We start from the raw sequence: 21324 nt of genomic DNA, 5'->3' as shown, positions 1-21324 counted from the left end.
TCTGATCGATACTCCTCGACCTGAATGCTGTCGCCTCCCGATTTGACCTGGGCATCCGATCGAACAACGAAATCTATGTCCATCTATGCACCAATCGTTTTTACGGCAGCTGCTTGACGGGCTTCAGTGACCGCCGGGCTCGGGTACTGACTAATTGCGATGAGGATCCAAAGAACCACCATCGGTCGGAGCGCGAACAGAAGATCGATGAACGACGAGCCTACGATCATCGTTATTACCACCGCCACCAGCCAGAGAGGTCGTCGCTTCAGCCAACCCGCAATCATGAGACCCCAAGCGATCAGGCCGAGAAGTCCCGTCTCGACAAAAATCCTGACGTACGTCCCATCGACCGAGGCGCCAGCGAAGGATGGCCCAAGGCCAAAAGACAAATTGGCTGGGCTGGCGGTGACTTCTCTTAGCAAAATCTGCCAGCGGAAGAACCTGACGACATTGCTAGCATCACTGCTCGATGTGGCACCGAGGATGTAGTCGCCAATACCGGTGTAGGTCGTCTCAAAATAAGAGTCGCTCGTGAGCTGCCGCGGCGTTGTCGAGACGACAATGCCAGCGCTCTGCCAGGAGCCGACTATGGACGTCGACTGGGTGCGCTCCAAAGCAGGCCTCACCAGCGTGTTGCCAATTCGTGGAGAGACGGCAATTAGGGCAACGGCGGCAAGTGTTATCCCTACTACCAAGAGAGGTTTGGGTTTCGAGCTGGGTATACGGGGTTCCTTCGAGAACCGTTGCCCGATAAGAATGACCGCCACCCCGACGACCCCCGCCAGAAGGGAAACTCGCGACAGGGACATTAGAAGGCCCGCGAACGCAATCACCGTGAGGCCGTAACGCCTGAAGTACAGCCAATAGCACGCGAGCATCGCCATGAGCGCTCCCAGCTCATACGGTCCAGCAGTCAGGCCGGCTCCTCTCGAGATACTCGAATTTGAGTAGCCGAGTTGAATGCCACCCACGAATTGGAGGCCAGCGGCAAATGTGTTGAGGCAAGTCACTGCGATGAGCACACCGACGGTCCACGTGAAGGCTTTCGGGCCTGCCTTGTGAAGGGGCACGGCAACCGCCGGATAAATAACCCAGTATTCCAGCGGTCGGAGGCTGTAGAGAAGGGACGAGCCCAGATGAACCCTCCCGGTCAGTGTCCCAATTCCGGCCGCCAAAAGAGACACGAGAACGACAAGCCCGATGCCTCGCCGCACCAGCTTTTCGGCCCGTATGAGCGGCCAGTTTCGGATCACATACAGGCCAACACCAAGAAGGAGGAAATCCTCGAAGCGGACGCTTGATCCGCCTACGGAAGCGATCTCGATTCGGGGCCCGATGAGGAGCCAGAGGACAACGACCGACAGGAGAGCGATGGGCGCAGTTCGGATCGGTCCTGGACCAACGGCCATCAGTGCGCATCCCCACCGGGAGCCAACACAGCCCGCATCGTCCGCCACAGGATCACGACATCGCCCATCACCGACCAGTTCTCGACGTAGAAGAGGTCGAGGCGGATGGCGTCCTCCCAGTCGAGCGAGGAGCGCCCGCCGACTTGCCAGAGACCACTCATGCCGGGCTTGAGCAGGAGGCGGCGGCGCGCGGCCTCGTCGTAGAGGGCGACTTCGCCATCGCGCTGCGGGCGAGGGCCGACGAGACTCATCGACCCGAGAAAGACGTTGAAGAGCTGCGGAAACTCGTCGAGCGAGTGGCGGCGCAGAACGCGGCCGATCGGCGTGACGCGCGGGTCGTCCTGCACCTTGAACAGCGGCCGGTCGCTGCTGCCCTGCTCGGCTAGGAGCGCAGCCAGCTCGGCGTCGGCGCCGACGCGCATCGACCGGAACTTCAGCATGTGGAAGTGGTCGCCGTTGAGGCCGACGCGCTCCTGCTGGTAGAGCACGGGGCCGCGGCTAGACGTCTTGACGAGAAGCGCCACGACCAGCAGCACGGGAGAGAACAGGGCGATGAGCAACGTCGATCCGACGATGTCGAAGGCCCGCTTCGCGAACTGCTTGCCGCCGACGTAGCGCGGAGTCTCTACGTGAATGAGCGGGAGGCCGGCGACGGGGCGGGTGTGGATCCGGGGGCCGCCGATGTCAGTGAGGCTCGGGGCCACGATCAGGTGCTGCTGGCCGGCCTCGAGACCCCAGCCCAACTCGCGGATGCTCTGCGGGCCGAGCTCCTCGGATCCCGTGATGACGACCGTGTCGGCGCCGATCTCGTCGAGCACGCTCAGCGCGTCGGTGATGCGGCCGATCACGGGCACGCCGGTGTCGAGGAGGGTCGTGCCCGGGGCACCGGCGGGAATGCAGGCTCCGACGACGCGGTAGCCCTCCTCGGGGTGCCGAGCGAGCTCGCGGGCAATGTGCCGGGCGGTCTCGGCCGAGCCGACCAGCAGCACGCGCGCCGAGTAGTCACCGCGGTTGCGCTTGACCGACAGCCACTGCCGCCACATCCACCGCGAGAACACCAGCACGACGACGCCGAGGGGCAGGGCGATCAAGATGTAGCCGCGGGCGAGGTCGATCTTGAAGAGGAAGGCGACGATCGCCAGGAGTCCGAAGAGTCGAACGCTGCCGTCGACGATCTGGCGGTACTCCGCCGAGCCGCCGCCGATCACCCGGTAGTCGCGGGTGGCGTAGACGGCGAGCATGATCATCCACGCGACGATCACGACGATCGAGACCGCCGTGTAGTTGATCGCGAGGTCGTTGACGTTTCCCCTGCCCGAGAGCTTCTGGCTGTCGAAGCCGAACCAGGCGATCTGCACGCCGAAGACGACCCAGACCAGCACGAGCAGATCGGTGATACGGAGGCGCCTCGCGTAGTCGAGGCTCCAGTCGGAGTGGGTGGCCAGCCGCTCGGCTACCACGACGCGCCGCCGTCGGCCGAGACCGAGACCCGGGAGCCGGCCCAGAGCCAGACGTTCGCACCGACCCGCGACAGTGCGACCGTCGACGGGTCGAGCGTGCCGGCAGCGGTCGCAACCGGGGCGCAGCCGACCGGTGTCGGAACCGAGTCGGGAGTCAGGTCAGCCGTGAGCGACTCGATCGCGACGCCACCGCAGTCGTCGGAGGCCGAGTCGACGGCGAGCAGGTAGCTGGACGCGGTGCCCGTGCCGGTCGCCGTGAAGCCGAGCAACCCGTCGACGGTGACCGTCTGCCAGGAGGCGTCGCCATTCTTGACCGCGAAGGCATCGGCGCACGAGACGGCGGCGGCGCTGCCCGACTGCACGGCGCCGAGCGGTGTGGCGCAGGGCCCCGCGACGACACCGGAGGCGAGGTGCACGCGATTCGATCCGCGCACCACGAAAGCGAGATCAGCGACGTCGGTCGTCGACGCCGCCCAGAACTTGCCCTCGGTGAACGTCGCCATCGCCTTCGTCTTGGCGCAGGAGCCCGTGAGGTGACCTGCGAGAGCCGTGCGGTCGGATCCTGCGTTCAGGGCCACCGCGTCGGCGACGCCGGTCGACCCCAGGTCGACGACGGCCCAGGTGTCACCGCCGTCGGTCGAGCGCTCGACCTTCGGGGCCGCTCCCCCGCAGAGCCCCGGAGTCGTGCGCCAGGCCTCGGTGGCGCTCACGGCAGACAGCAACCGCACCACGCCCGAGGGCTCGTTGATCGCGGCGGAGGCACTCGCGGTGGCGGTCGGCTGCGGCGAGCTCGTGTAGGTGGGGATGGGCCCCGGGGTTCCCGGATCGACCGGAGCCGTCGCGCGAAGAGCCGCGGCGACCAGCAGCACGTCGACCACGACGAAGGCCACGATCACGGCGATGACGACGATGCGTCCCGCCAGCGACGAGAAGAACCCCGACCCCGCGACCCGCGACTTCATCGACCGGTGCCCCCCGCGAGCGCGAACGACCCGACGATGCTCGACACGAGGTCGTCGATTCGGGTCGCGACCCGCTCGTGGGTGGCTCGGCTCCGGCCGTAGGGATCCTCGATGTCGTCATCGGCCGGATCACCGGGCGGCGGGGCGATCCCGCGCGAGGCGGCCGCAGCCTGGACGACGAGACGAGGATCCGACGCGACCAGTTCGCCGCTCTCCCCCGCGTACGCCGCCAGTCGCGCGAATTCGGCCAGCGTGAACGTGTACCGGGAGGCGCGGGGCAGCATCGACACCGCTGCCGCTCGATGCTCGCGAGTGGCGGTGAGGATCAGATCGGCGGCCCGGATCATGTCGACGTCGAGGTCGCGCGCCCGGTGCAGCTCGGGAACGCCGCCGTACTGGCGTGACAGCTCGGCCGACAGGGGCTCCATCGGGCTGGACGTCTCGGCGAAGGTGCCGGCGCTCGACAGCAGGAACGATCGGTCGAGGCGCGCGGCGAGAAGCTGCTCGGCGAGTGGCGACCGGCAGATGTTGCCCGTGCAGACGACGAGCACCGACAGCGGAAGCGCAGTCGTCATCGAGTCGCCTGCCGAGACGGACCGCGACGGAACAGCCCGCCGCGCGCGGGAGCGACTGCCTCGTCGCTCGTGCCGTAGCCGTAGTTGCCGTACCCGTAGCGGCCGTAGCCGAAGGCGTTCGGCCCCTTAAGAGGCATCATCGTCAGCACGAAGCCGGCGATGGGCGCACCGACGTTCTCGAGGGTCGCGACCGCTCCGCTGAGCTGGTTCTTGTGCGTCTGACCGGCGGCCACCGCGACGATGGCGCCGCTCGCCCGCTTCGCAAGGATCGCGGCATCGGTCACCGGCAGCAGCGGCGGGGCATCGAACAGGATGTAGTCGTAGCTCGCCTCGAGGGTGGAGAGGAGATCCTGCATGCGGCGCGAGCCGAGGAGCTCGCTCGGGTTCGGTGGGATCTGGCCGGCGGGCAGCACGTGCAGGTTGCCCGAGCCCCAGGGCTGGACGGCGTCCGACAGATCGAAGCGGCCGATCAGCACGTCGGTCAGACCGACCGCGCCCTCGAGGCCCATGTAGTCGGCGATCTTCGGGCGGCGCAGGTCGGCGTCGATGAGGACGACACGGTAGCCGGCCGTCTCGAGCGCAATGGCGAGGTTGGCGACCGTCGTGCTCTTGCCCTCGCTCTGCACCGAGGAGGTCATGACGAAGGTGCGCGCCTTACCCTCCAGCTCCAAGAACTGGAGGTTGGTGCGGAGGGTGCGGAACGACTCGGCGCGCGGGCTGCGCGGGTCGGCGTGCACGATGAGGGGGCGACTCGACGTCTTCGCGTCGTAGGCGATGCCGCCGATGATCGGCCCGGAATGGATCTTCTCGACGTCGCCCTCGTTGCGGATGCGGTTGTCGAGGGTCTCGCGGAGCACCGACAGCCCGACGCCGACCGCGAGCCCGATCAGCAGGCCAAGAATCACGTTGAGGGGCACCTTGGGGCTGATCGGCGAGGTCGGCACCTGGGCCTCCTGCACGCGCGTCAGCTTTACCGTCGACGCGTCGTCTTTGCCGGTCGCCTCGATGTTCTGCACCACGTTCGTCAGGCTCTGCGAGGTCGCGTTGACGATCTCGGCCGCCTGCACCCCACTCGTCGACGTCGCCGTGATCTGAATCAGCGTCGTGTTGAGAGGCGCGTCGGCGCTGACGATCTGGGCCAGCTCCTCGGCGGTCATGTCGAGCTTCAACGACGCCACGACCGGCTGCAGCACGATCGGCGTCGTCACGAGGTTGGCGTACGTCGTCACTCGCTGCTGCGTGAACGTGCTTCCCTGAACGAGGTCGCTCACGCTGCCGCTCGACTGGGTCGAGACGAACACCTGCGCCGTCGCCGAGAACACCGGCTTCTTGACGAGCGAGTAAGTCGCGGCCAAAGCCACTCCGACCAGTGCCAGCACGAGGATGAGAATCCATCCCTTGCGCAGCACCGTGATGTATTCGCGAAGCTCCACAGCTCGCCTTCCCCTAGCGCGCAGCGGTCCCCTGACTTTCAACCGTGCTTCGACATATTCTCACACCGCCGAGCGGCGACACGGCATGACCGCACCCGTCGTCTACTTTGGGGGTCATGCAGACCACGAGCGGTTCCCGGCGAATTCTCGTCGCGGTACTCGTTGCGCTGGCCGTCGCGGCCCTCGCCGGGCGGGCGTTCACCTCGTCTGCGACACCGTTCGGGCTCACGGGTGGCGCGCTCGAGGCGTGGCTCGCCTACGGCGTCGTGTGGGTGCCGCTGGCCGCCGGGATCCTCGTCGCCGTCGTTCTCGCACGGCGCAGCGCGGGGCCGCCAAGCCTCCTCCGGCGCTGGGGTCTGCGGTTCGGCCTCTTCGACGTCTTCTGGGGCATCGCCGTCGGGTGCCTCGCACGCGCGGTCGACGCCTCGATCAACCTCTCGGTCTATCGCGACACGGGCTTGCACGCGCCGGTGATCCTCGGCGACGGGCCGACAAAAGCGATCCTCGTCGTCGGGCTCGTCGCCCCGGTCGTCGTTGCCCCGCTGCTCGAAGAGGTCTTCTTTCGCGGCGTGCTCCAGCACACCCTCGCCGAGCAGGGGCGCCCGGGGACGCGCGTGAACCGGGTGCTCGTGCAGGTGATGGCGGTCGCCGTCACCGCGCTGCTGTTCGCGCTACTGCACGTCGCGGCCGGCAGCACCGACGGGACGGCCGCCGCAGTCACGTTCGCCAGCACCCTCGTGTTCGGGCTGCTGGCCGGCGGGCTCGCCGCCGCGACCGGCCGTGTCGGAGGCGCCCTCGTCGCGCACATCGTCTTCAACGGCATCGCGGTCTGGCTGACCTGGCCCGTATAGAGGTGGGTTGCGCCCGAGCCTGTACCCCCATCTGGGAATGCAGGATCCTCGGGAGCGTTTACTATCCCTGTCGCTCTGACCGGCGACACGTCGCCCCACCCGGGCGATTTGTGAAAGGAGTCTTTATGACCACGCAGAACCTTCCCGCCCAGGCTGCGGGCACATTCGACCTCGGCGGAGACCTCACCGTCAACCGCCTCGGCTACGGGAGCATGCAGCTCACCGGCCCCGGCGTCTGGGGCCCGCCGAAAGACGAAGACGAGGCCCTGCGCGTGCTGCGCCGCGCCGTCGAACTCGGCGTCAACTTCATCGACACCGCCGACTCGTACGGCCCCGCCGTCGCCGAACCGCTCATCGCCAAGGCGCTGAAGCCCTACTCCGACGACCTCGTCATCGCCACCAAGGGCGGTCTGACCCGCACCGGCCCGAACGAATGGCCGCCCGTCGGTCGCCCCGAGTACCTGCGCCAGGAGGCCGAGATGAGCCTCCGCTGGCTCGGCCTCGAGCGCATCGACCTCTACCAGCTGCACCGCATCGACCCCCAGGTGCCGCTCGAAGACCAGGTCGGCGAGCTGAAGAAGCTGCAGGACGAGGGCAAGATCCGTCACATCGGCCTCAGCGAGGTCACCATCGACCAGGTGAAGGCCGCGCAGAAGGTCGCCGAGATCGTCTCGGTGCAGAACCTGTTCAACCTCACCGACCGCTCGGCTGAAGACCTGCTCGACTGGTCGACCGAGCAGAACATCGCGTTCATCCCGTGGTTCCCTCTCGCGACCGGCTCGCTGGCCGGCAAGGGCGGCGTGCTCGACGAAATCGCCGAGAAGAAGGGCGCGACGCCGTCGCAGCTCGCTCTCGCCTGGCTTCTCAAGCGCTCGCCCGTCATGCTGCCGATCCCCGGCACGTCGACCGTCTCGCACCTCGACGACAACATGCACGGCGCCGAGATCGAGCTGACGGACGACGAGTTCGCCGAGCTGTCGGCCATCGCCTGATCTGGCACATCTCTGGCTCACTCGCGTGAGCTGACCCCTCCCCTGGGGAGCACGGGCCTCCGGTCGCTCGGTGTCGGCTAGTCTCGACACCGAGCGATTGGAACCACCCGTGACAGACATGAGTCTTCGACTTCCCACCACGCGGTTCCAGGCCGTGCTGAACCTGGGGCCGAAGACGGCCGCGGCGATCGCGCCGCCCGCCACTCTCGGTCGACCCGAGATCTTCGGCGACTGGGACGAAGAGACAGGCCAGTCGAGCATCGCCGTGGAGTTCGCCAGCGGGCAGATCCACCTCGACACCGTCGACGGCGGCATCGACTACCACTTCCACCGCGGCAACGGCTCCGACATCGACCGCAGCCCCTGGCCCGACACGCTCGGCGGGCCCATCCTCAACTGGGCATCGGTGCTCCTCACCGAGTTCCACCAGCGCATGCCCGACCTGCTCGAAGACCTCGAAGAAGCGGCCGCCTGGAACGACGAGGGCTACACGCTCTTCATCTGCGAGGTCGAAGAGCCGACCCAGCTCGACCTGATCACCGTCGACATCGAGGGCGAGCTGCTCACGTTGCCGTGGCTCGGCAGCGGCCGGGTCGACCACGACCACATCGACGGCGACAATCACCCGATCGCGCTGATGTGGTACGCCACCGAGGGGGCACCCGAGGTCGCCATCGCCGAGGCGCGCCTCGATCCCGACACCGAGCTGCCCGTCACGCGTGCGCTGCCCGGCATCGACTGGGAGGCCGTCGGCATGCCCGCCGACGAGGTGCTCTCCTGGCTCGAGGGCATCTACCTCAACCACCACGTGCTGCCCGACGCCGTCGGCACCCTGCTGACGGCAGCTCTCGAGCGCATGGGCGGCGTCGACGGCGTCGCGGTGCACGAGCTCTAGACAGCGCTCCTCATCCACGGGCGACGCCACTAGGCCGAGCCCGCCGCCCGTGCCAGACTTGTCGCACGACGAGCCCGCCCCGGGTGAAGACCGAAGCCGTTCCCGTCGCCGTCTCCTCCGCCGCCTCGGCGAACCGCTCGAAGGGATCCCCCCGGCTCCGTGTCCTCCTCCCCTGCCCGCGACGCGTCGCGCCTGCCCGCCCTCCCCGGCATCCTGTTCGACCTCGACGGGGTGCTGACGCCCACGGCCGAAGTGCACATGCGTGCCTGGTCGACCCTCTTCACCGACTACCTCCGCGAGCACGCACCCGACGTCGCCCCCTACGCCGAGGGCGACTACTTCGAATACGTCGACGGCAAGCCCCGCTACGACGGCGTGCGATCGCTGCTCGCCAGCCGCAACATCACCCTGCCCGAGGGCACCCCCGACGACTCCCCCGACCTCGACACCGTCTGCGGTCTCGGCAACCGCAAGAACGCGGTCTTCGCAGCCGAGCTGCGCGAGAACGGCGTCACCCCCTACGAAGGATCCGTGGCGTTCCTCGACGCGGCCATCGCAGCCGGGCATCGGGTCGCGGTCGTCTCCAGTTCGCGCAATGCCGTCCCCGTGCTCGCGGCCGCCGGTCTCAGCGACCGCTTCGACGTCGTGGTCGACGGACTCGTCGCCGCTGACGACAAGCTCGCCGGCAAGCCCGCGCCCGACACCTACCTCGACGGCGCCGAGCGTCTCGGCCTGAGCGCAGGGCAGTGCGTCGTCGTCGAAGATGCACAGTCGGGGGTCGAGGCCGGTCGGGCCGGATCCTTCGGTCTCGTCGTCGGAGTCGACCGCGGTGTCGGCGCCGAAGCCCTGCTCGCGTACGGTGCCGACTTCGTGGTCGGCGATCTGGCCGAACTCGTCGACGCCGTCTCTGCTCCTCCTGCTGCCTCTGCTGCCTCTGCCCCTGCTGCTGCTCCGTCCGCTCCCTCCGCTCCGGAGGAGCGCGACACGAAAGCCACCGACGCATGACGACGATCACCGAAGACCCCCTCGACCGCAACCGCTTTCCCGTCGACGAGTGGGCTCTCGTCGAAACCGAGTTCGCGCCCGACGACCAGGGTGTCGCCGAGACAATGTTCAACGTCGGCAACGGCTACCTGGGGCTCCGCGGCAACATGGACGAGGGGCGTGGTGGGCACTCGTACGGCACGTTCATCAATGGGTTCCACGAGACCTGGCCGATCAGGCACGCCGAAGAGGCGTTCGGTTTCGCCCGTGTCGGCCAGACGATCGTCAACGTGCCCGACGCCAAGGTCGTGCGGCTGTACGTCGACGACGAGCCGTTCGTGCTCGCCGAATCCGACATCCTGAAGTACACCCGTCGCCTCGACTTCCACGACGGCGTGCTCGTGCGCGAGATCGAGTGGCGCACGCCGTCGGGCAAGCGCGTGCTGGTCACGAGCCGACGCCTGGTGTCGTTCACCGACCGCCACCTCGTCGTGATCGACTACGAGGTCACGGTGCTCGACGCCGACGCGTCGCTGCTGCTGTCGAGCCAGATCCTCAACCGCCAAGACCTCGGCGACGAGTACCACACGGGCATGCGCGCCTCGGCCGGCTTCGACCCACGAAAGGCCGAGAGCTTCGCCGACCGCGTGCTGCAGCCGGAGTGGAAGCGCAACGTCGACACCCGCTACGTGCTCGGCTACCAGACCACCAACTCGGGCATGACTGTGGCCGTCGGCGCCGAGCACGCGCTCGAGACCGAGAACGAATGGTCGCAGTCGTCGCAGATCGACGACGACATCGCCAAGCACGTCTACCGCATCAAGGCCAAGGCGGGCCGGTCGGTGCGCATGACCAAGACCATCGTCTACCACTCGTCGCGCGGCGTGCCCCCGCGCGAGCTGGCCGACCGCTGCGACCGCACGCTCGACCGCGCGCGCGAGACGCCCGTCGACGAGTTCTTCACCGATCAGCGCGACTGGCTGACCGACTTCTGGATCCGCAGCGACGTCGAGCTGCCGGGCCACCCGATCCTGCAGCAGGCCATCCGCTGGAACATCTTCCAGCTCGCCCAGGCGACCGCCCGCACCGACGGCCAGGGCGTCGCCGCCAAGGGCGTCTCGGGCTCGGGCTACGGCGGCCACTACTTCTGGGACACCGAGATCTACGTGATGCCGTTCCTCTCGTACACGGCGCCGAACGTGGCCCGCAACGTGATCCGGTTCAGGCAGGGCATGCTCGACGCCGCCCGCGACCGCGCGACCGAGCTCAACCAGCGCGGCGCCCTGTTCCCGTGGCGCACCATCAACGGCCTCGAGTCGAGCGCCTACTACGCCGCCGGCACCGCGCAGTATCACATCGACGCCGACATCGTGCATGCGCTCATGCAGTACGTCGCGGCCACCGGCGACGACGACTTCTTCGCCCGCGGCGCCATCGACATCCTCGTCGAGACGGCCCGGCTGTGGTCCGACCTCGGCTTCTGGCGCTCCAACGGCGACGAGAAGTTCCACATCGACGGCGTCACCGGGCCCGACGAATACACGACCGTCGTCGACGACAACCTCTACACGAACGTCATGGCACGGGCGAACCTCTGGTCGGCCGTCCGCATCTGCGAAGAGCTGATGGCGAACGACCCGGTCGCCTACGAGCGCATGGTGCGCCGCGTCGGTCTCGAAGAGCACGAGATCCGTGGCTGGCGGGCCGCCGCCGACGCGATGGAGATCCCCTTCGATCCGCACCGCGGAATCCACCCGCAAGACGCGCAGTTCCTCGACAAAGAGCTCTGGGATCTCGACTCGACGCCCGCATCGAAGCGCCCCCTACTGCTGCACTACCACCCCCTGGTCATCTACCGCTTCCAGGTGCTCAAGCAGGCCGACGTCGTGCTCGCGCTGTTCCTCCAGGGCGACGAGTTCACCCCCGCCGAGAAACGCCGCAACTTCGAGTACTACGACGCGCTGACGACGGGCGACTCGACCCTGTCGGCCGTCGTGCAGTCGATCATCGCCGCGGAGGTGGGCCACCACAAGCTGGCCCACAGCTACTTCCTCTCGGCCCTGTTCGTCGATCTCGCCGACCTGCACCACAACACTTCCGACGGCGTGCACGTGGCGTCCGCCGGCGGCATCTGGAGCGCCATGGCGTTCGGATTCGGCGGCATGCGCGACCACAGCGGCCGCCTGACGTTCAACCCGCGCCTCCCCGCCGACTGGGAGCACCTGACCTTCCGCATGACGGTGCGCGGCTCACGCCTCCGCGTCGACGTGCGCCAGGCCGACATCACCTTCACCATCGAGGAGGGCACCGAGGTCACGGTGCACGTGCATCACGAGCGAGTCGACGTGGTGAACGGGTCGCCGGTCACGGTCGCGCTGCCGAACCAGGGGCCGCGCATCGAGACGCCGCCGCCGACCACGAGCGACCTCCGCGGCATGCTCCGCCCCGACGGGTCGATCGTCACGGCGTCGATCCCGACCATCTCGGTGGATCGCGGCGAGGTCGAGGCCGAGGTGTCGAGCAGCTAGCTGTTCTTCTTCTGCGCCCCTCCCCCGAATTTGAAGGAAAAACCCGCCTCGCCCGACGCATTCATCGCGATCGGGCGGGGTGGCGCGGCGGTTTCTCCTTCAAATTCGGCATCGGGCACGCACAGCACCTGAGATCTAAGAACCGGGAACTCAGGATCCGGCGACCACGGCTCCGAGCTCGACGAACATGGCGCGCTCGATCTCGGCCAGCGGGCGGTGCTCATCCGGCGCCAGCCAGCGCTCGAACGCCAGCCGGAACACCGTGATCCCCGACTCGGCCGCGAGCGTCGCGGCTGGCTCGGGTACACCGCGGTCGCGCAGCACGGCGCCGATCCCCGAGGCGATGGCCGCCATCTTCAGCAGCTCGCGCTCCTGCAGGGCCGGGTTCTCGCCGAGGATCCGCCAACGCTTCCGCGAGTAGTCGCGGGCTTCGTCGGGAAAGAACCGCGCCGCCTTGGCGAGGCCGCTCGCGACGACGCCGAGGGGTGACGGGCCCTCGGGGGCGTCGGCGACGGCCGCGATCATCTCGCGCTGGAACTCTTCCGAGCCGCCGAAGAGCACTTCTTTCTTGTCGCCGAAGTGCCGGAAGAACGTGCGCTCGCTGAGCCCGACCCGCTGCGCGATCTCGCCAGCGGTCGTCTCGTCGAACCCCTGCTCGAGGAACAGCTCCAACGCCGCCTCGCGCAGACGACTGCTGCCGCCCGGCTCCCATCTGCCCATGGGTCGATGATACGGGATTCGATAGAGTGATGACAGTCACCGACATCAGGCGTATGGTGATGTCTGTCGCTGACATCAAGTCGCCGGCACCACTCTCACGAAAGGTCATCCCATGCGCGTATTCATCACCGGCGCCTCCGGCTGGATCGGCTCCGCTGCCGTCGACGAGCTCCTCGCCCACGACTACGAGGTCGTCGGCCTCGCCCGCTCCGACGCCTCGGCCGAATCGCTGAGCGCCAAGGGAGCGACCGCCCTCCGCGGCGACCTCGACGACCTCGACTCCCTCCGCCGCGGAGCACGCGACGCCGATGCCGTGCTGCACCTCGCCAATAAGCACGACTGGGCCAATGCGGCCGAGTCCAACCGGGCCGAGCGCGCCGCGGTCGAGACTCTTGGAGACACCCTCGCAGGATCCGGCACACCGTTCCTCGTTGCCTCCGGTGTCGCGGGCCTGGCCCAGGGCCGCCCCTCCACCGAGCTCGACCCGTCGCCCTTCAGCGGCCCCGACGCCCCTCGCGGCGGCACCGAGAACCTCGCGCTCGACTACGTCGACAAGGGCGTCAAGTCGGTGAGCCTCCGCTTCTCGCCGACCGTGCACGGCATGGACGACCACGGCTTCATCTCGTACATCGTGGCGGCGGCTCGCGAGAAGGGCGTGTCGGGCTACGTCGGCGACGGCTCCAACGGGTGGGCCGCGGTACATCGCGGGGATGCGGCCCGCATGATTCGCCTGGGGCTTGAAAAGGCTCCGGCCGGATCCTTGTTGCACGCCGTCGGCGAAGGGAGCGTCTCGACGAAGGCCATCGCCGAAGCCATCGGCGCCGGGCTCGGACTGCCAGTGACCTCGATTGATCCGGGCGACGCGCAGGCGCACTTCGGGTTCATCGGCACGTTCTTCGCGATGAACATGGCGTCGTCGAGCACGCTGACGCAGGAGCTGCTCGGCTGGACCCCGACCGGCCCGACGCTGCTCGACGACATCGCCGCGGGCGCCTACTTCGCCGTGTGAGGCCCCGCCCTTGCAAATTTGAAGGAGAAACCTCGCGGCGCTGACGGAAACATGCCGATCGGGGGGCTGTCGTCGCGGGTTTTTCCTTCGAATTTGCAAGCGGGCCGCGCCGACGGGCCACGACAGGCGCGGACCCGGCGCAGGCGCGGAGTGCAGGCGCATAGCTCAGCTCGCGGGCAGCCCAGCGACCCAGGCCGTCACCGCCCCGACTCAGGCGCGCACGGGCTCCAACTCGCGCTGGATCGCCAGCGCGAGGTCGCGAAGGAGCGCGACGTCGACACTGTCGGCAGATCGGGGCTGCTCATCGAAGACGCACAGGGCTCCGATGCGGGTGCCGTCGGCCGCTTCGAGCGGGTAGCCCGCGTAGAAGCGCATCATGGCATCGGTGCCGGGAACTCGCTCGTCGTCCCACGCATCAGCGACGACGAGCGCGGTCGACGATCCGATCGTGGCTCGGCAGAACGATTCTTCGATCGGCACCTCGCGAGTTCCTGCACCGGCGACGGCCTTGTTCCACTGCCGAGTGTCGTCGATGACGCTGAAGGCTGCACCGGCCGCCCCGAACAGGGACTGCGCATGCCGCACGATGTCGTCGAATCGACTCTCGGCGGGAGAGTCGAGAAGGCGCATCTCCCAGAGGACGGCCCGGCGACGCGCCGCCGCCTGCGGCTGGTTGCGGAATCGCCTTGCCGGATTGTCGAAGGCACTCTGCGCATCGAGCAGCGGGGCGAGGACGTCGGCGGGGGCTGCGGCCCATTCGTGGAACCACGCCGACGTTCGCCGGGCGTGCCCGCCATGCTGCGAGGCCTGTGCTTCTAGCGGCGAAACGAGCCCGAGTGTCAGCGGACCGGAGTGCTCGAGGAGCTCCTCCCGCATGACCGGCGCCTGCACGAAGTGCACGGTCGACTTCTCGGCGCAGATTTCGGCGGTCAGCGTGTTCAGGCGAGCGGCACGATCGTCGCCGGGGCCGCCGAGGCGCTCCCGGAACTCCGGAACCGCCGAGGGCGGCGTGATCCCCATGACCATCACATCGGTACCCACCGAGAGCTCGCGGTCGAGGATCTCGAGCAGGCGCCGAACACCTGCCTCCCAGCGCCGCACGGGCAGCAGCCGGAAGGCGTCGCTGAATCCGACGGTGACCACGACCGCGTCATAGCCCCCGAGGTCGCGACCGGCAAGAGCATCGGCTGCTGATTCGATGTCGAGTCGATCGTCGGCGATCACGTCGACGTCGGCGCCACGACCCGTACGGGCGCTGACCGCGCGGGCGAGCTGGCCCGGAACCGCCAGTTCGTGGCTGGCAACGCCGCGGCCGGTCGCGACTCCGTTGCCGAAGAGCAGGATCCGATCGGGATCGGCGCCGTGCGCGTGGCCCTGCGGGGCGTCACGGGGCCGGCAGACGGCCGGTGAGGAACTCAGCATTCGGTAGCGCTGAATGCGAAGGGGTCGAGAAAAGACAGACATGTGCGACTCCGAGTGGTGGGTTCGGCTCACCGTCGCCGCGTCTGGTTGTGCCGCCCTGATCCGTTGACGACCGCGTCGATGGTGAGTGCGTGGTTCGGACCAGACTAATTGTCTCGTCCGCATTAAGCCCCACCCAGTGCGGGGGCCAGCCCGCCTGCCCCTCAGGCGAGCGGCACGGTGCTCTCGAAGGTACGGAAGACCGGCGGGGTGGCCATAACGTCGCCGAGTCGGTTAGCCCCCTCGGGAGACGCACGCCAAGCCACATAGGCGTTCCGCGCCTCGACGCTCGCCCACTTCTCGATGACGACCCACTTCAGCGGATCGGCGTCGTCGACGAGAACCTCGAGGCTCTCGATGCCCTCACGAGCGCCGGTCTGCGCCAGCACCTCGCGGGCGATCTCGGCGGCATCGTCTGCGTCGGGGCGGACGGTCATTTCTAAGAACACGGTGAAAGTCATGACCCCATGATGCTCTCCCCCACTGACATTCAGGACGGCTCACAATCCGGTGCGACACCGAAGGATCCGGTGCTACACTCCCGCCATGCCGACGACACTGCACCGGTTCACCATCACCGAAACCCCCGCCATCGCCCAGGCCATCGACATCGCTGCGACGACCTGGCCCGAAATCCAGAACGACCGGGCGGCATTGCTACGCCGCATCGTCGAGTTCGGCTCGGACGAGCTGCAGAAGCACCGAGTCGACGCGATCGAGAAGCGGCGGGCACTCATTCGCGCGGGGGCTGGCTCCATGACCGGAGTCTTCCCTCCAAACGCCGCCCAGCTCCTCAAGGAGGAGTGGCCAGAATGATCGTCCTCGATGCCTGCGTCGTGATCGCTTTTCTCAATCCTGATGACATCCACCACACCGACGCAGTTGAAGTATTCGATGCTGCGAAGTTCGGCGAGCTGTCGATCAGCTCGATAACGCTCGCCGAAACGCTGGTCTGGCCCTCACAAAGCGGACGAGCCGACGAGGCGTCCACAATTTTGCGCGGCTTAGGAGTACGCGTCATCTCCGTTGGAGAAGAATCAGCTCTCCCACTCGCGGAACTCCGTTGGAAATCGCGCCTCAAGCTCCCCGACTCCCTTGTACTCTTGACCGCGTTGACGAACCAGGCCACGCTCGCCACCTTTGACACGGCCCTGGCTCGCGAGGCCCGCACCCGAGGGCTCTTGGTCATCGGGGCATGAAACCGCCGCGTCTGCACCCCACTGCTGCGGCAGACGTACGATAAAAGCATCACCGACAGTGAAGTCGGCGATGGGGGCCCAGGCCCTACAGGTACACGGCGCAGAGAGGCGACGAAGTCCCATGGATCGAGACACAAAGCGGTTCGTCCGCGAAGCGAAGCGCGAGACACGACTGCTGATCGAGCAGTGCTCGTACATCACCCCCGATGAGCCCACAACCGCTGAAGACAGCGGGGCCGAGACCTTCGACCGCGAGACCGAGGTGATGATCCGGTCGTCGATGGGAGGGAGTGCCAATCTCGGCTTCTTCCTCCCGTACCTCTGGAAGCACAGGCACTAGCCGCACGGGCTGAAAGTCTCGCTGCAACGCGAGATGGCCCGAACGCCCGGATCCTTGTGGGGTTCCGGTTGTTCGGGCCATCTCGTGAAGCGAGGTCGGCGAGACCTACTTCTTAGGCGTGTGCAGCTTCTGCCCGGGCACGATCAGGTCGGGGTTCGACCGGGTCGCTTTGTTCGCGCCGGCGAGCTTGATCCAGCCGCCCTTGACGTCGAGCTTCTTGGCGATCTTCGCCAGCGTGTCGCCCGACTTCACGGTGTAGACGCGCTTGCTGGCCTTGACCGCCGGGATCGACGGCGTTGCGGGTGCGGCGACAGCGGTCGACGTGCTCGTGCTCGTGCTCGAGCCGCTCGTGCTCGGTGTGGTGGTGGTGGGTGCGGCCTGGGTCGACGGCGCTGCAGGGGCGGCAGGAGCCGCGGGTGCTGCAGGGGCGGCCGGAGCCGGTGCAGCCGCAGCGGAGGAGGTACCCGAGAGCCCCAGCTTCGCCGAGCAGGCCGGCCAGGCGCCCCAGCCCTGCGAAGCCAGGATGCGTTCGGCGACCTGGATCTGCGTGGCCTTGCTAGCGGCGGCCGGCGAACCGGTTCCGCCATTGGCAGCCCAGGTGCTCTGCGAGAACTGCAGGCCGCCCGAGTAGCCGTTACCGGTGTTGATAGCCCAGTTTCCGCCCGACTCGCAGGACGCGAGGGCGTCCCAGGTCGAGGTGGAGGCCGCGTTTGCGGGTGCTGCGGCGATCCCGACGCCTCCGGCGGTCAGCGCGATCAGCGCAGCGGTGCCGAGGAGGGTACGGGGACGAGTGATTTTGCTCATTGCGATGAATGCTCCGTGGGAACGCCAGAGGGATCCCCGAAGGGTCCGAGCCCCCGTCCGTCGTGGATCGGGGTCGACTGCCCATCCCTGCCGATAGAGGTCAGGTGGCGGCGGCTGCAGGCTGGGCAGCCCGAGTGGCGTAGTGCAGCGCCGTGCATGCTCTCCGGGCCGAAAATCGGCCGGAGTCGTCGTCCGCTCCGGGACGACTCGAGCCAACCTAGGCGTCAAGGTCGCGGGGAGCAAGCCGAGGCGCTGGGAATCCCCTGGGTCGACAGTCTCAGCGAATTCCCATATCCGCAAGGACTAAAGCACGCCGGGAGGCGGTTAGGTTGCGCATGACAACAATCGGAATCATCGGAGCAGGTTTTATCGGCAGCCAGGTCGCACGAGCGGCGATCACTGCGGGGTATGACGTCGTGATCAGCAATTCTCGCGGACCGGAGACCCTCAGCGACCTCGTCGCCGAGCTCGGCCCGAAGGCTACCGCCGCCACCTCGAAGGAGGCCGGTGCAGCTGGCGACTTCGTCGTCGTCACCGTTCCCCTCAAGGCCTACGAGGCCGTTCCCGTCGAGGAGCTGGCCGGAAAAATCGTCATCGACACGAACAACTACTACTTCGAGCGCGACGGTCACATCGCAGCTCTCGACGAGGGCAAAGACACCGTCAGCGAGATGCTGCAGCGCCACCTTCCGACCAGCCGCGTCGCCAAAGGCTTCAACCACATCAAGGCCGACGACATCACGACCGATGGCAAGCCCGCCGGCACGCCCGACCGCCGAGCACTCGCCACGTCGAGCGACTTCGACGACGCGAGCGCCCTGGTCGAGAAGCTCTACGACGAGATCGGCTTCGACACCGTCAACGTCGGCCCACTCAAAGACAGCTGGCGTGTCGAGCGCGACCAGCCCGCCTACGTGATCGCTCAGACCAAGCAGGAGCTCATCGACAACCTGGCCAAGGCCACTCGCTAACCCCGAGCACCACCAAGGATCCGCGGAATCGCGATCGAGCCACCGTTCACGGCGGCCCGGTCGCGATTCCACTTGGGCGAGTAGCGTCGAGCGAGTCGAAGGCGTTAATCGACGTCTTCATTGGCCGGTGTTGCTTGCATCCCTGCCCGTGAAGCTTTGTGCAACAACATCGGCATCTCTAGAGGGGCACGGGAGCGGAGAAATCCGCACCCGTGCCCCTCTTCCTCTCCGGTCTTCGTTCAGGCGACGCCGACTTCACGCGCCGGCAGCGCGAGGAAATCGGTATAGGTGAAGTCCGCTTGAGGCGACGAGACAGAATGCGCACCGAGAGGGGCGTCGAGGCTTGCCGGGGCAGTCGTTTCTAGGGAGTGGCGGCGACGTTTGGGGTAGGCCGCGATACGAATCGGCGTAGCTCCAGGATGAGCGATGTAGAGACTCATAGCGAGACAGCCCGCGCGATTCGGATACCCGCCCTCGATGAGCTGGCGGTGCCGACCGTCGAGACGGCGAATGGAACTCGTGCGTGCGTGCGCCCCCTGTGGCCAAGGGCATGGAGATATGACATCGTTCATCTCGATTCCGGCGGCCTGCACCACCTGAGGGAACATTTACTCGTGGGCTCTGCCGTGAATCAGGGCCCTGGCGCCACCGTGAATTGGCGCCTAGTGAGAATTATTGGGCCACCCCCCGACAACGCCCAAAAAGCCCCGGGGAGACTGCGCTTTTTGACTTGCCGCGCTCACCGCAGCTCTGCTGGCGCGGATGTGAGTGCGGGTCTCCTCGCCCGGGCGAGGAGACCCGCGGCCATCCCCGAGAAGAAACCGGATCAGTGGAATCTCCCGAGCCGTGGCCTTCGCCGGTTACCAACCAGCACGCCCATGGTTGCTCCTCGAAGGCGGTCAGGAGCATGACTGCGCATTCTGTCCCTGTCGGTGCTCATCTCTTCGATCTGAAATTCCTTCGGAATCAACACACATGCGGGCAAGGAAACCCGGGCCGGTCTACATTTATCGCCACTCCGGTCGAGTACCCCTCCTGGAGCGGGTTGTACCCCTTCAGGGCAACTCACGACGGGGTGGCACCGGTTCGGGTCCGTGCCACCCCGTCATCACGCTCAGCACGCGTCAGCTTCGCTTCGCGCGAGGGAGCACTAACAGTCGGCTCACGCGACCGCCCAGATTGTGTCAGACAGCCGCTGTCTCAACCTGGCGACGCCGCACAATGGTCGTGTGGATCCTCTCGAAACGCTCGAACAATTCCGTCTGAACCCTGAGCCCAACAAGGTCGACGCCTTCTACGACAGAGAGCTCGCCTCTGCGCTCCATAAAGCGGGAGCGCGCCTCAGCCGTGATCACCTCGACGAGGTACTGCACTTGGTCGCACGAGACCGGCCCTTCGTGATCCCAGAAATCTTTCGCAAGAAAGACCTACCCGTCGCGCACACGCCGCTCTTAAACGGGTTAGACCGCGAAGATCACCTCGCCTGGACCCCGTATTTTCTTCGCGAAGCCCTTCGTCGTCACCGCGTTGTTGAAGCTAGCTCGATCTACAACGACATCGCCCGCTACACCAGCGTTCCCGGTGCTCTCAAGCGGTTATCCGACATTGTGAGCAGGCACGTGGTCGATGCAGCCCTCTTGGAAGCCATCCAGCTGTCCATCGAACGCCCGCGCCGCCTGCCACAGTGGCCCGAGGGCGGTGTGCACTACCCGATCATGTGTGCCTGGCTTGCGATCGACGGATCTCCGCGGTCACTGGAGTCGCTGCGCAGTTACCGTGCGATCCTCGCAGCCTCCGACAGCGCCGTGGCTGGGCGCGTCTCCGAAATCGTGCATGAGTACGCTGCGAACGACGCGACCCGGGCCGTTGCGCACGAATTCACTCTTGGAAAGCGCGAGTAGAAGCGAAATCGCCATCGAAGCCGCTGACCTCGTCGCCGGAGACGATCGGCTAGCGGATGGTGCGATGGGGCTTGCCTGGATTGCCGCCGCGGCAACCCAAAAAGAGCAGCCCCCAGCCAGCTTCCGCCGGTCAGTCGCCCGGGTGCAGGCTCGTGTCTGCGGTCCCGGTCCGCCAAGACGTGAAGTGGACGGTGAGGTCATCCCGCGACGGGGCGCAGCACATCGGACCTGCCGTGACCAAAGCGTCGGGGGCGAGGGGTGCGACCCGCACGAGGCGCCAGTGCTCGTCGTCGACCCGGGCACGGATGGTCACTGCGTCTCCGGAGCGGCTGGCGCGAATGGTGACGAGGCGATCGTGCCAGCCGGGGACGGGCGAGAGCGACCAATCCGAGACGCCGCGCGTTACCACGGCGCCGAGGCTGTCTTCGCCGTCGCTTCGTTCCACGCCCGCTTTGATCCAGGTGCTGTCGTCGACCTTGACGAAGATGCCGGCCTGGTCGAACTGCGCCGAGAAATCGAGACGGAACGACACCTCCATCGCGGTGCCCGGGGCGAACGGCTCGAGGAGGGCGTGCTCGGTGTCGTGCACGAAGCCGTACGAAGTGATGCGCCAGGCGTCGCTCTCTTCGATAGCGGTGACGCGCATCCCGTCGTCCGCGACGACGACACGTGCGGGCGAGTTCGTCCAGGTGCCGGAGTTCCAGTCGATGTCGGTCATGACGTCAACGTAGCGGCTGTCTCTGTGGCGGACAGGGCGACAGCGGTTCACGCGTGTGCCACTTCCGGTTCACGAGCCTCGGCCACGCTTTCTCTGCGTGTCGCCGCAC

At 67.1% G+C, this 21324-nt stretch carries 22 protein-coding genes; 11 read left to right on the top strand and 11 right to left on the bottom strand.

What is annotated here, in order from left to right; all coding sequences use genetic code 11:
* Positions 1–83: 83 nt before the first annotated feature.
* The 5 genes from EDF39_RS06565 to EDF39_RS06545 are packed head-to-tail and all read right to left on the bottom strand — an operon-like array spanning position 84 to position 5842.
* A complete protein-coding gene (locus EDF39_RS06565) occupies positions 84–1412 on the bottom strand; it encodes a hypothetical protein (RefSeq protein ID WP_123941489.1) in 1329 nt (442 codons plus the stop codon).
* The gene (locus EDF39_RS06560; RefSeq protein WP_055960190.1) at positions 1412–2872 is read right to left on the bottom strand and encodes a sugar transferase; all 1461 of its coding nucleotides are present in this window, start codon (positions 2870–2872) and stop codon (positions 1412–1414) included. The genes EDF39_RS06565 and EDF39_RS06560 overlap by 1 nt, the downstream gene beginning before the upstream one ends.
* Positions 2866–3834 (bottom strand): hypothetical protein, encoded by a 969-nt coding sequence (locus EDF39_RS06555; RefSeq protein WP_123941487.1) that lies wholly within the window; start codon positions 3832–3834, stop codon positions 2866–2868. Before EDF39_RS06555 ends, EDF39_RS06560 begins: the two co-directional genes overlap by 7 nt.
* Complete coding sequence (locus tag EDF39_RS06550; protein ID WP_055960196.1) at positions 3831–4409, bottom strand: low molecular weight phosphatase family protein; 579 nt, start codon at positions 4407–4409, stop codon at positions 3831–3833. The genes EDF39_RS06555 and EDF39_RS06550 overlap by 4 nt, the downstream gene beginning before the upstream one ends.
* Complete coding sequence (locus EDF39_RS06545) at positions 4406–5842, bottom strand: polysaccharide biosynthesis tyrosine autokinase (protein ID WP_123941485.1); 1437 nt, start codon at positions 5840–5842, stop codon at positions 4406–4408. Before EDF39_RS06545 ends, EDF39_RS06550 begins: the two co-directional genes overlap by 4 nt.
* A gap of 116 nt (positions 5843–5958) precedes the next feature.
* Here EDF39_RS06545 and EDF39_RS06540 point away from each other — a divergent pair, with 116 nt between their 5' ends.
* The 5 genes from EDF39_RS06540 (at position 5959) to EDF39_RS06520 (ending at position 12092) form a co-directional block, all read left to right on the top strand.
* Positions 5959–6693, top strand: a complete 735-nt coding sequence (locus tag EDF39_RS06540; RefSeq protein ID WP_123941483.1) for a CPBP family intramembrane glutamic endopeptidase — start codon at positions 5959–5961, stop codon at positions 6691–6693.
* A 125-nt stretch (positions 6694–6818) separates the two neighbouring features.
* Positions 6819–7685: an aldo/keto reductase gene (locus EDF39_RS06535; RefSeq protein ID WP_055960206.1), complete on the top strand. Its 867-nt coding sequence runs from the start codon at positions 6819–6821 to the stop codon at positions 7683–7685.
* Between the two features lie 109 nt (positions 7686–7794).
* On the top strand, positions 7795–8580 hold the full coding sequence (locus tag EDF39_RS06530) for a hypothetical protein (protein WP_123941481.1): 786 nt from the start codon (positions 7795–7797) through the stop codon (positions 8578–8580).
* A 159-nt stretch (positions 8581–8739) separates the two neighbouring features.
* Positions 8740–9585, top strand: coding sequence for an HAD family phosphatase (locus tag EDF39_RS06525; protein WP_304999868.1), 846 nt, complete (start codon positions 8740–8742; stop codon positions 9583–9585).
* Positions 9582–12092: a glycoside hydrolase family 65 protein gene (locus EDF39_RS06520; protein WP_123941479.1), complete on the top strand. Its 2511-nt coding sequence runs from the start codon at positions 9582–9584 to the stop codon at positions 12090–12092. The genes EDF39_RS06525 and EDF39_RS06520 overlap by 4 nt, the downstream gene beginning before the upstream one ends.
* On the opposite strand, the gene EDF39_RS17785 is transcribed toward EDF39_RS06520, so the two are convergent.
* The gene (locus EDF39_RS17785; protein ID WP_255410110.1) at positions 12089–12211 is read right to left on the bottom strand and encodes a hypothetical protein; all 123 of its coding nucleotides are present in this window, start codon (positions 12209–12211) and stop codon (positions 12089–12091) included. The two genes, EDF39_RS06520 and EDF39_RS17785, sit on opposite strands and share 4 nt — an antisense overlap.
* 31 nt (positions 12212–12242) lie before the next feature.
* Positions 12243–12812, bottom strand: a complete 570-nt coding sequence (locus tag EDF39_RS06515) for a TetR family transcriptional regulator (RefSeq protein WP_123941477.1) — start codon at positions 12810–12812, stop codon at positions 12243–12245.
* 112 nt (positions 12813–12924) lie between these two features.
* Between EDF39_RS06515 and EDF39_RS06510 the strand changes: the two genes are divergently transcribed.
* Positions 12925–13821 (top strand): SDR family oxidoreductase, encoded by an 897-nt coding sequence (locus tag EDF39_RS06510; RefSeq protein WP_123941475.1) that lies wholly within the window; start codon positions 12925–12927, stop codon positions 13819–13821.
* A 210-nt stretch (positions 13822–14031) separates the two neighbouring features.
* Here the strand turns inward: EDF39_RS06510 and EDF39_RS06505 are convergent, their stop codons facing one another.
* Both EDF39_RS06505 and EDF39_RS06500 read right to left on the bottom strand, forming a co-directional pair.
* Positions 14032–15285: a GAF domain-containing protein gene (locus EDF39_RS06505; RefSeq protein ID WP_123941473.1), complete on the bottom strand. Its 1254-nt coding sequence runs from the start codon at positions 15283–15285 to the stop codon at positions 14032–14034.
* Between the two features lie 161 nt (positions 15286–15446).
* Positions 15447–15743: a putative quinol monooxygenase gene (locus tag EDF39_RS06500; protein ID WP_123941471.1), complete on the bottom strand. Its 297-nt coding sequence runs from the start codon at positions 15741–15743 to the stop codon at positions 15447–15449.
* 85 nt (positions 15744–15828) lie between these two features.
* Here EDF39_RS06500 and EDF39_RS17485 point away from each other — a divergent pair, with 85 nt between their 5' ends.
* From EDF39_RS17485 to EDF39_RS06490, 3 genes are all read left to right on the top strand, one after another.
* Positions 15829–16098 (top strand): hypothetical protein, encoded by a 270-nt coding sequence (locus tag EDF39_RS17485; RefSeq protein ID WP_055960226.1) that lies wholly within the window; start codon positions 15829–15831, stop codon positions 16096–16098.
* Entirely contained in the window at positions 16095–16481 is a 387-nt protein-coding gene (locus EDF39_RS17480; RefSeq protein WP_158613175.1) for a PIN domain-containing protein, read from the top strand. Before EDF39_RS17485 ends, EDF39_RS17480 begins: the two co-directional genes overlap by 4 nt.
* A 121-nt stretch (positions 16482–16602) precedes the next feature.
* The gene (locus EDF39_RS06490; RefSeq protein WP_123941467.1) at positions 16603–16821 is read left to right on the top strand and encodes a hypothetical protein; all 219 of its coding nucleotides are present in this window, start codon (positions 16603–16605) and stop codon (positions 16819–16821) included.
* 105 nt (positions 16822–16926) lie between these two features.
* Here EDF39_RS06490 and EDF39_RS06485 read toward each other — a convergent pair whose 3' ends face one another.
* The gene (locus tag EDF39_RS06485) at positions 16927–17625 is read right to left on the bottom strand and encodes a transglycosylase family protein (RefSeq protein ID WP_123941465.1); all 699 of its coding nucleotides are present in this window, start codon (positions 17623–17625) and stop codon (positions 16927–16929) included.
* 290 nt (positions 17626–17915) lie between these two features.
* Here EDF39_RS06485 and EDF39_RS06480 point away from each other — a divergent pair, with 290 nt between their 5' ends.
* Together EDF39_RS06480 and EDF39_RS06475 are read left to right on the top strand one after the other, a co-directional pair.
* On the top strand, positions 17916–18596 hold the full coding sequence (locus tag EDF39_RS06480) for an NADPH-dependent F420 reductase (RefSeq protein ID WP_255410118.1): 681 nt from the start codon (positions 17916–17918) through the stop codon (positions 18594–18596).
* A gap of 1229 nt (positions 18597–19825) precedes the next feature.
* Positions 19826–20497 (top strand): hypothetical protein, encoded by a 672-nt coding sequence (locus tag EDF39_RS06475; RefSeq protein WP_123941461.1) that lies wholly within the window; start codon positions 19826–19828, stop codon positions 20495–20497.
* A 130-nt stretch (positions 20498–20627) separates the two neighbouring features.
* Here EDF39_RS06475 and EDF39_RS06470 read toward each other — a convergent pair whose 3' ends face one another.
* Complete coding sequence (locus EDF39_RS06470; RefSeq protein WP_123941459.1) at positions 20628–21215, bottom strand: DUF1349 domain-containing protein; 588 nt, start codon at positions 21213–21215, stop codon at positions 20628–20630.
* Positions 21216–21324 lie beyond the last annotated feature (109 nt).

The sequence above is a fragment of the Frondihabitans sp. PhB161 genome (assembly GCF_003814635.1).
Classification (GTDB): Bacteria; Actinomycetota; Actinomycetes; order Actinomycetales; family Microbacteriaceae; genus Frondihabitans.
This window is presented reverse-complemented; position numbering and strand designations above follow the sequence as displayed.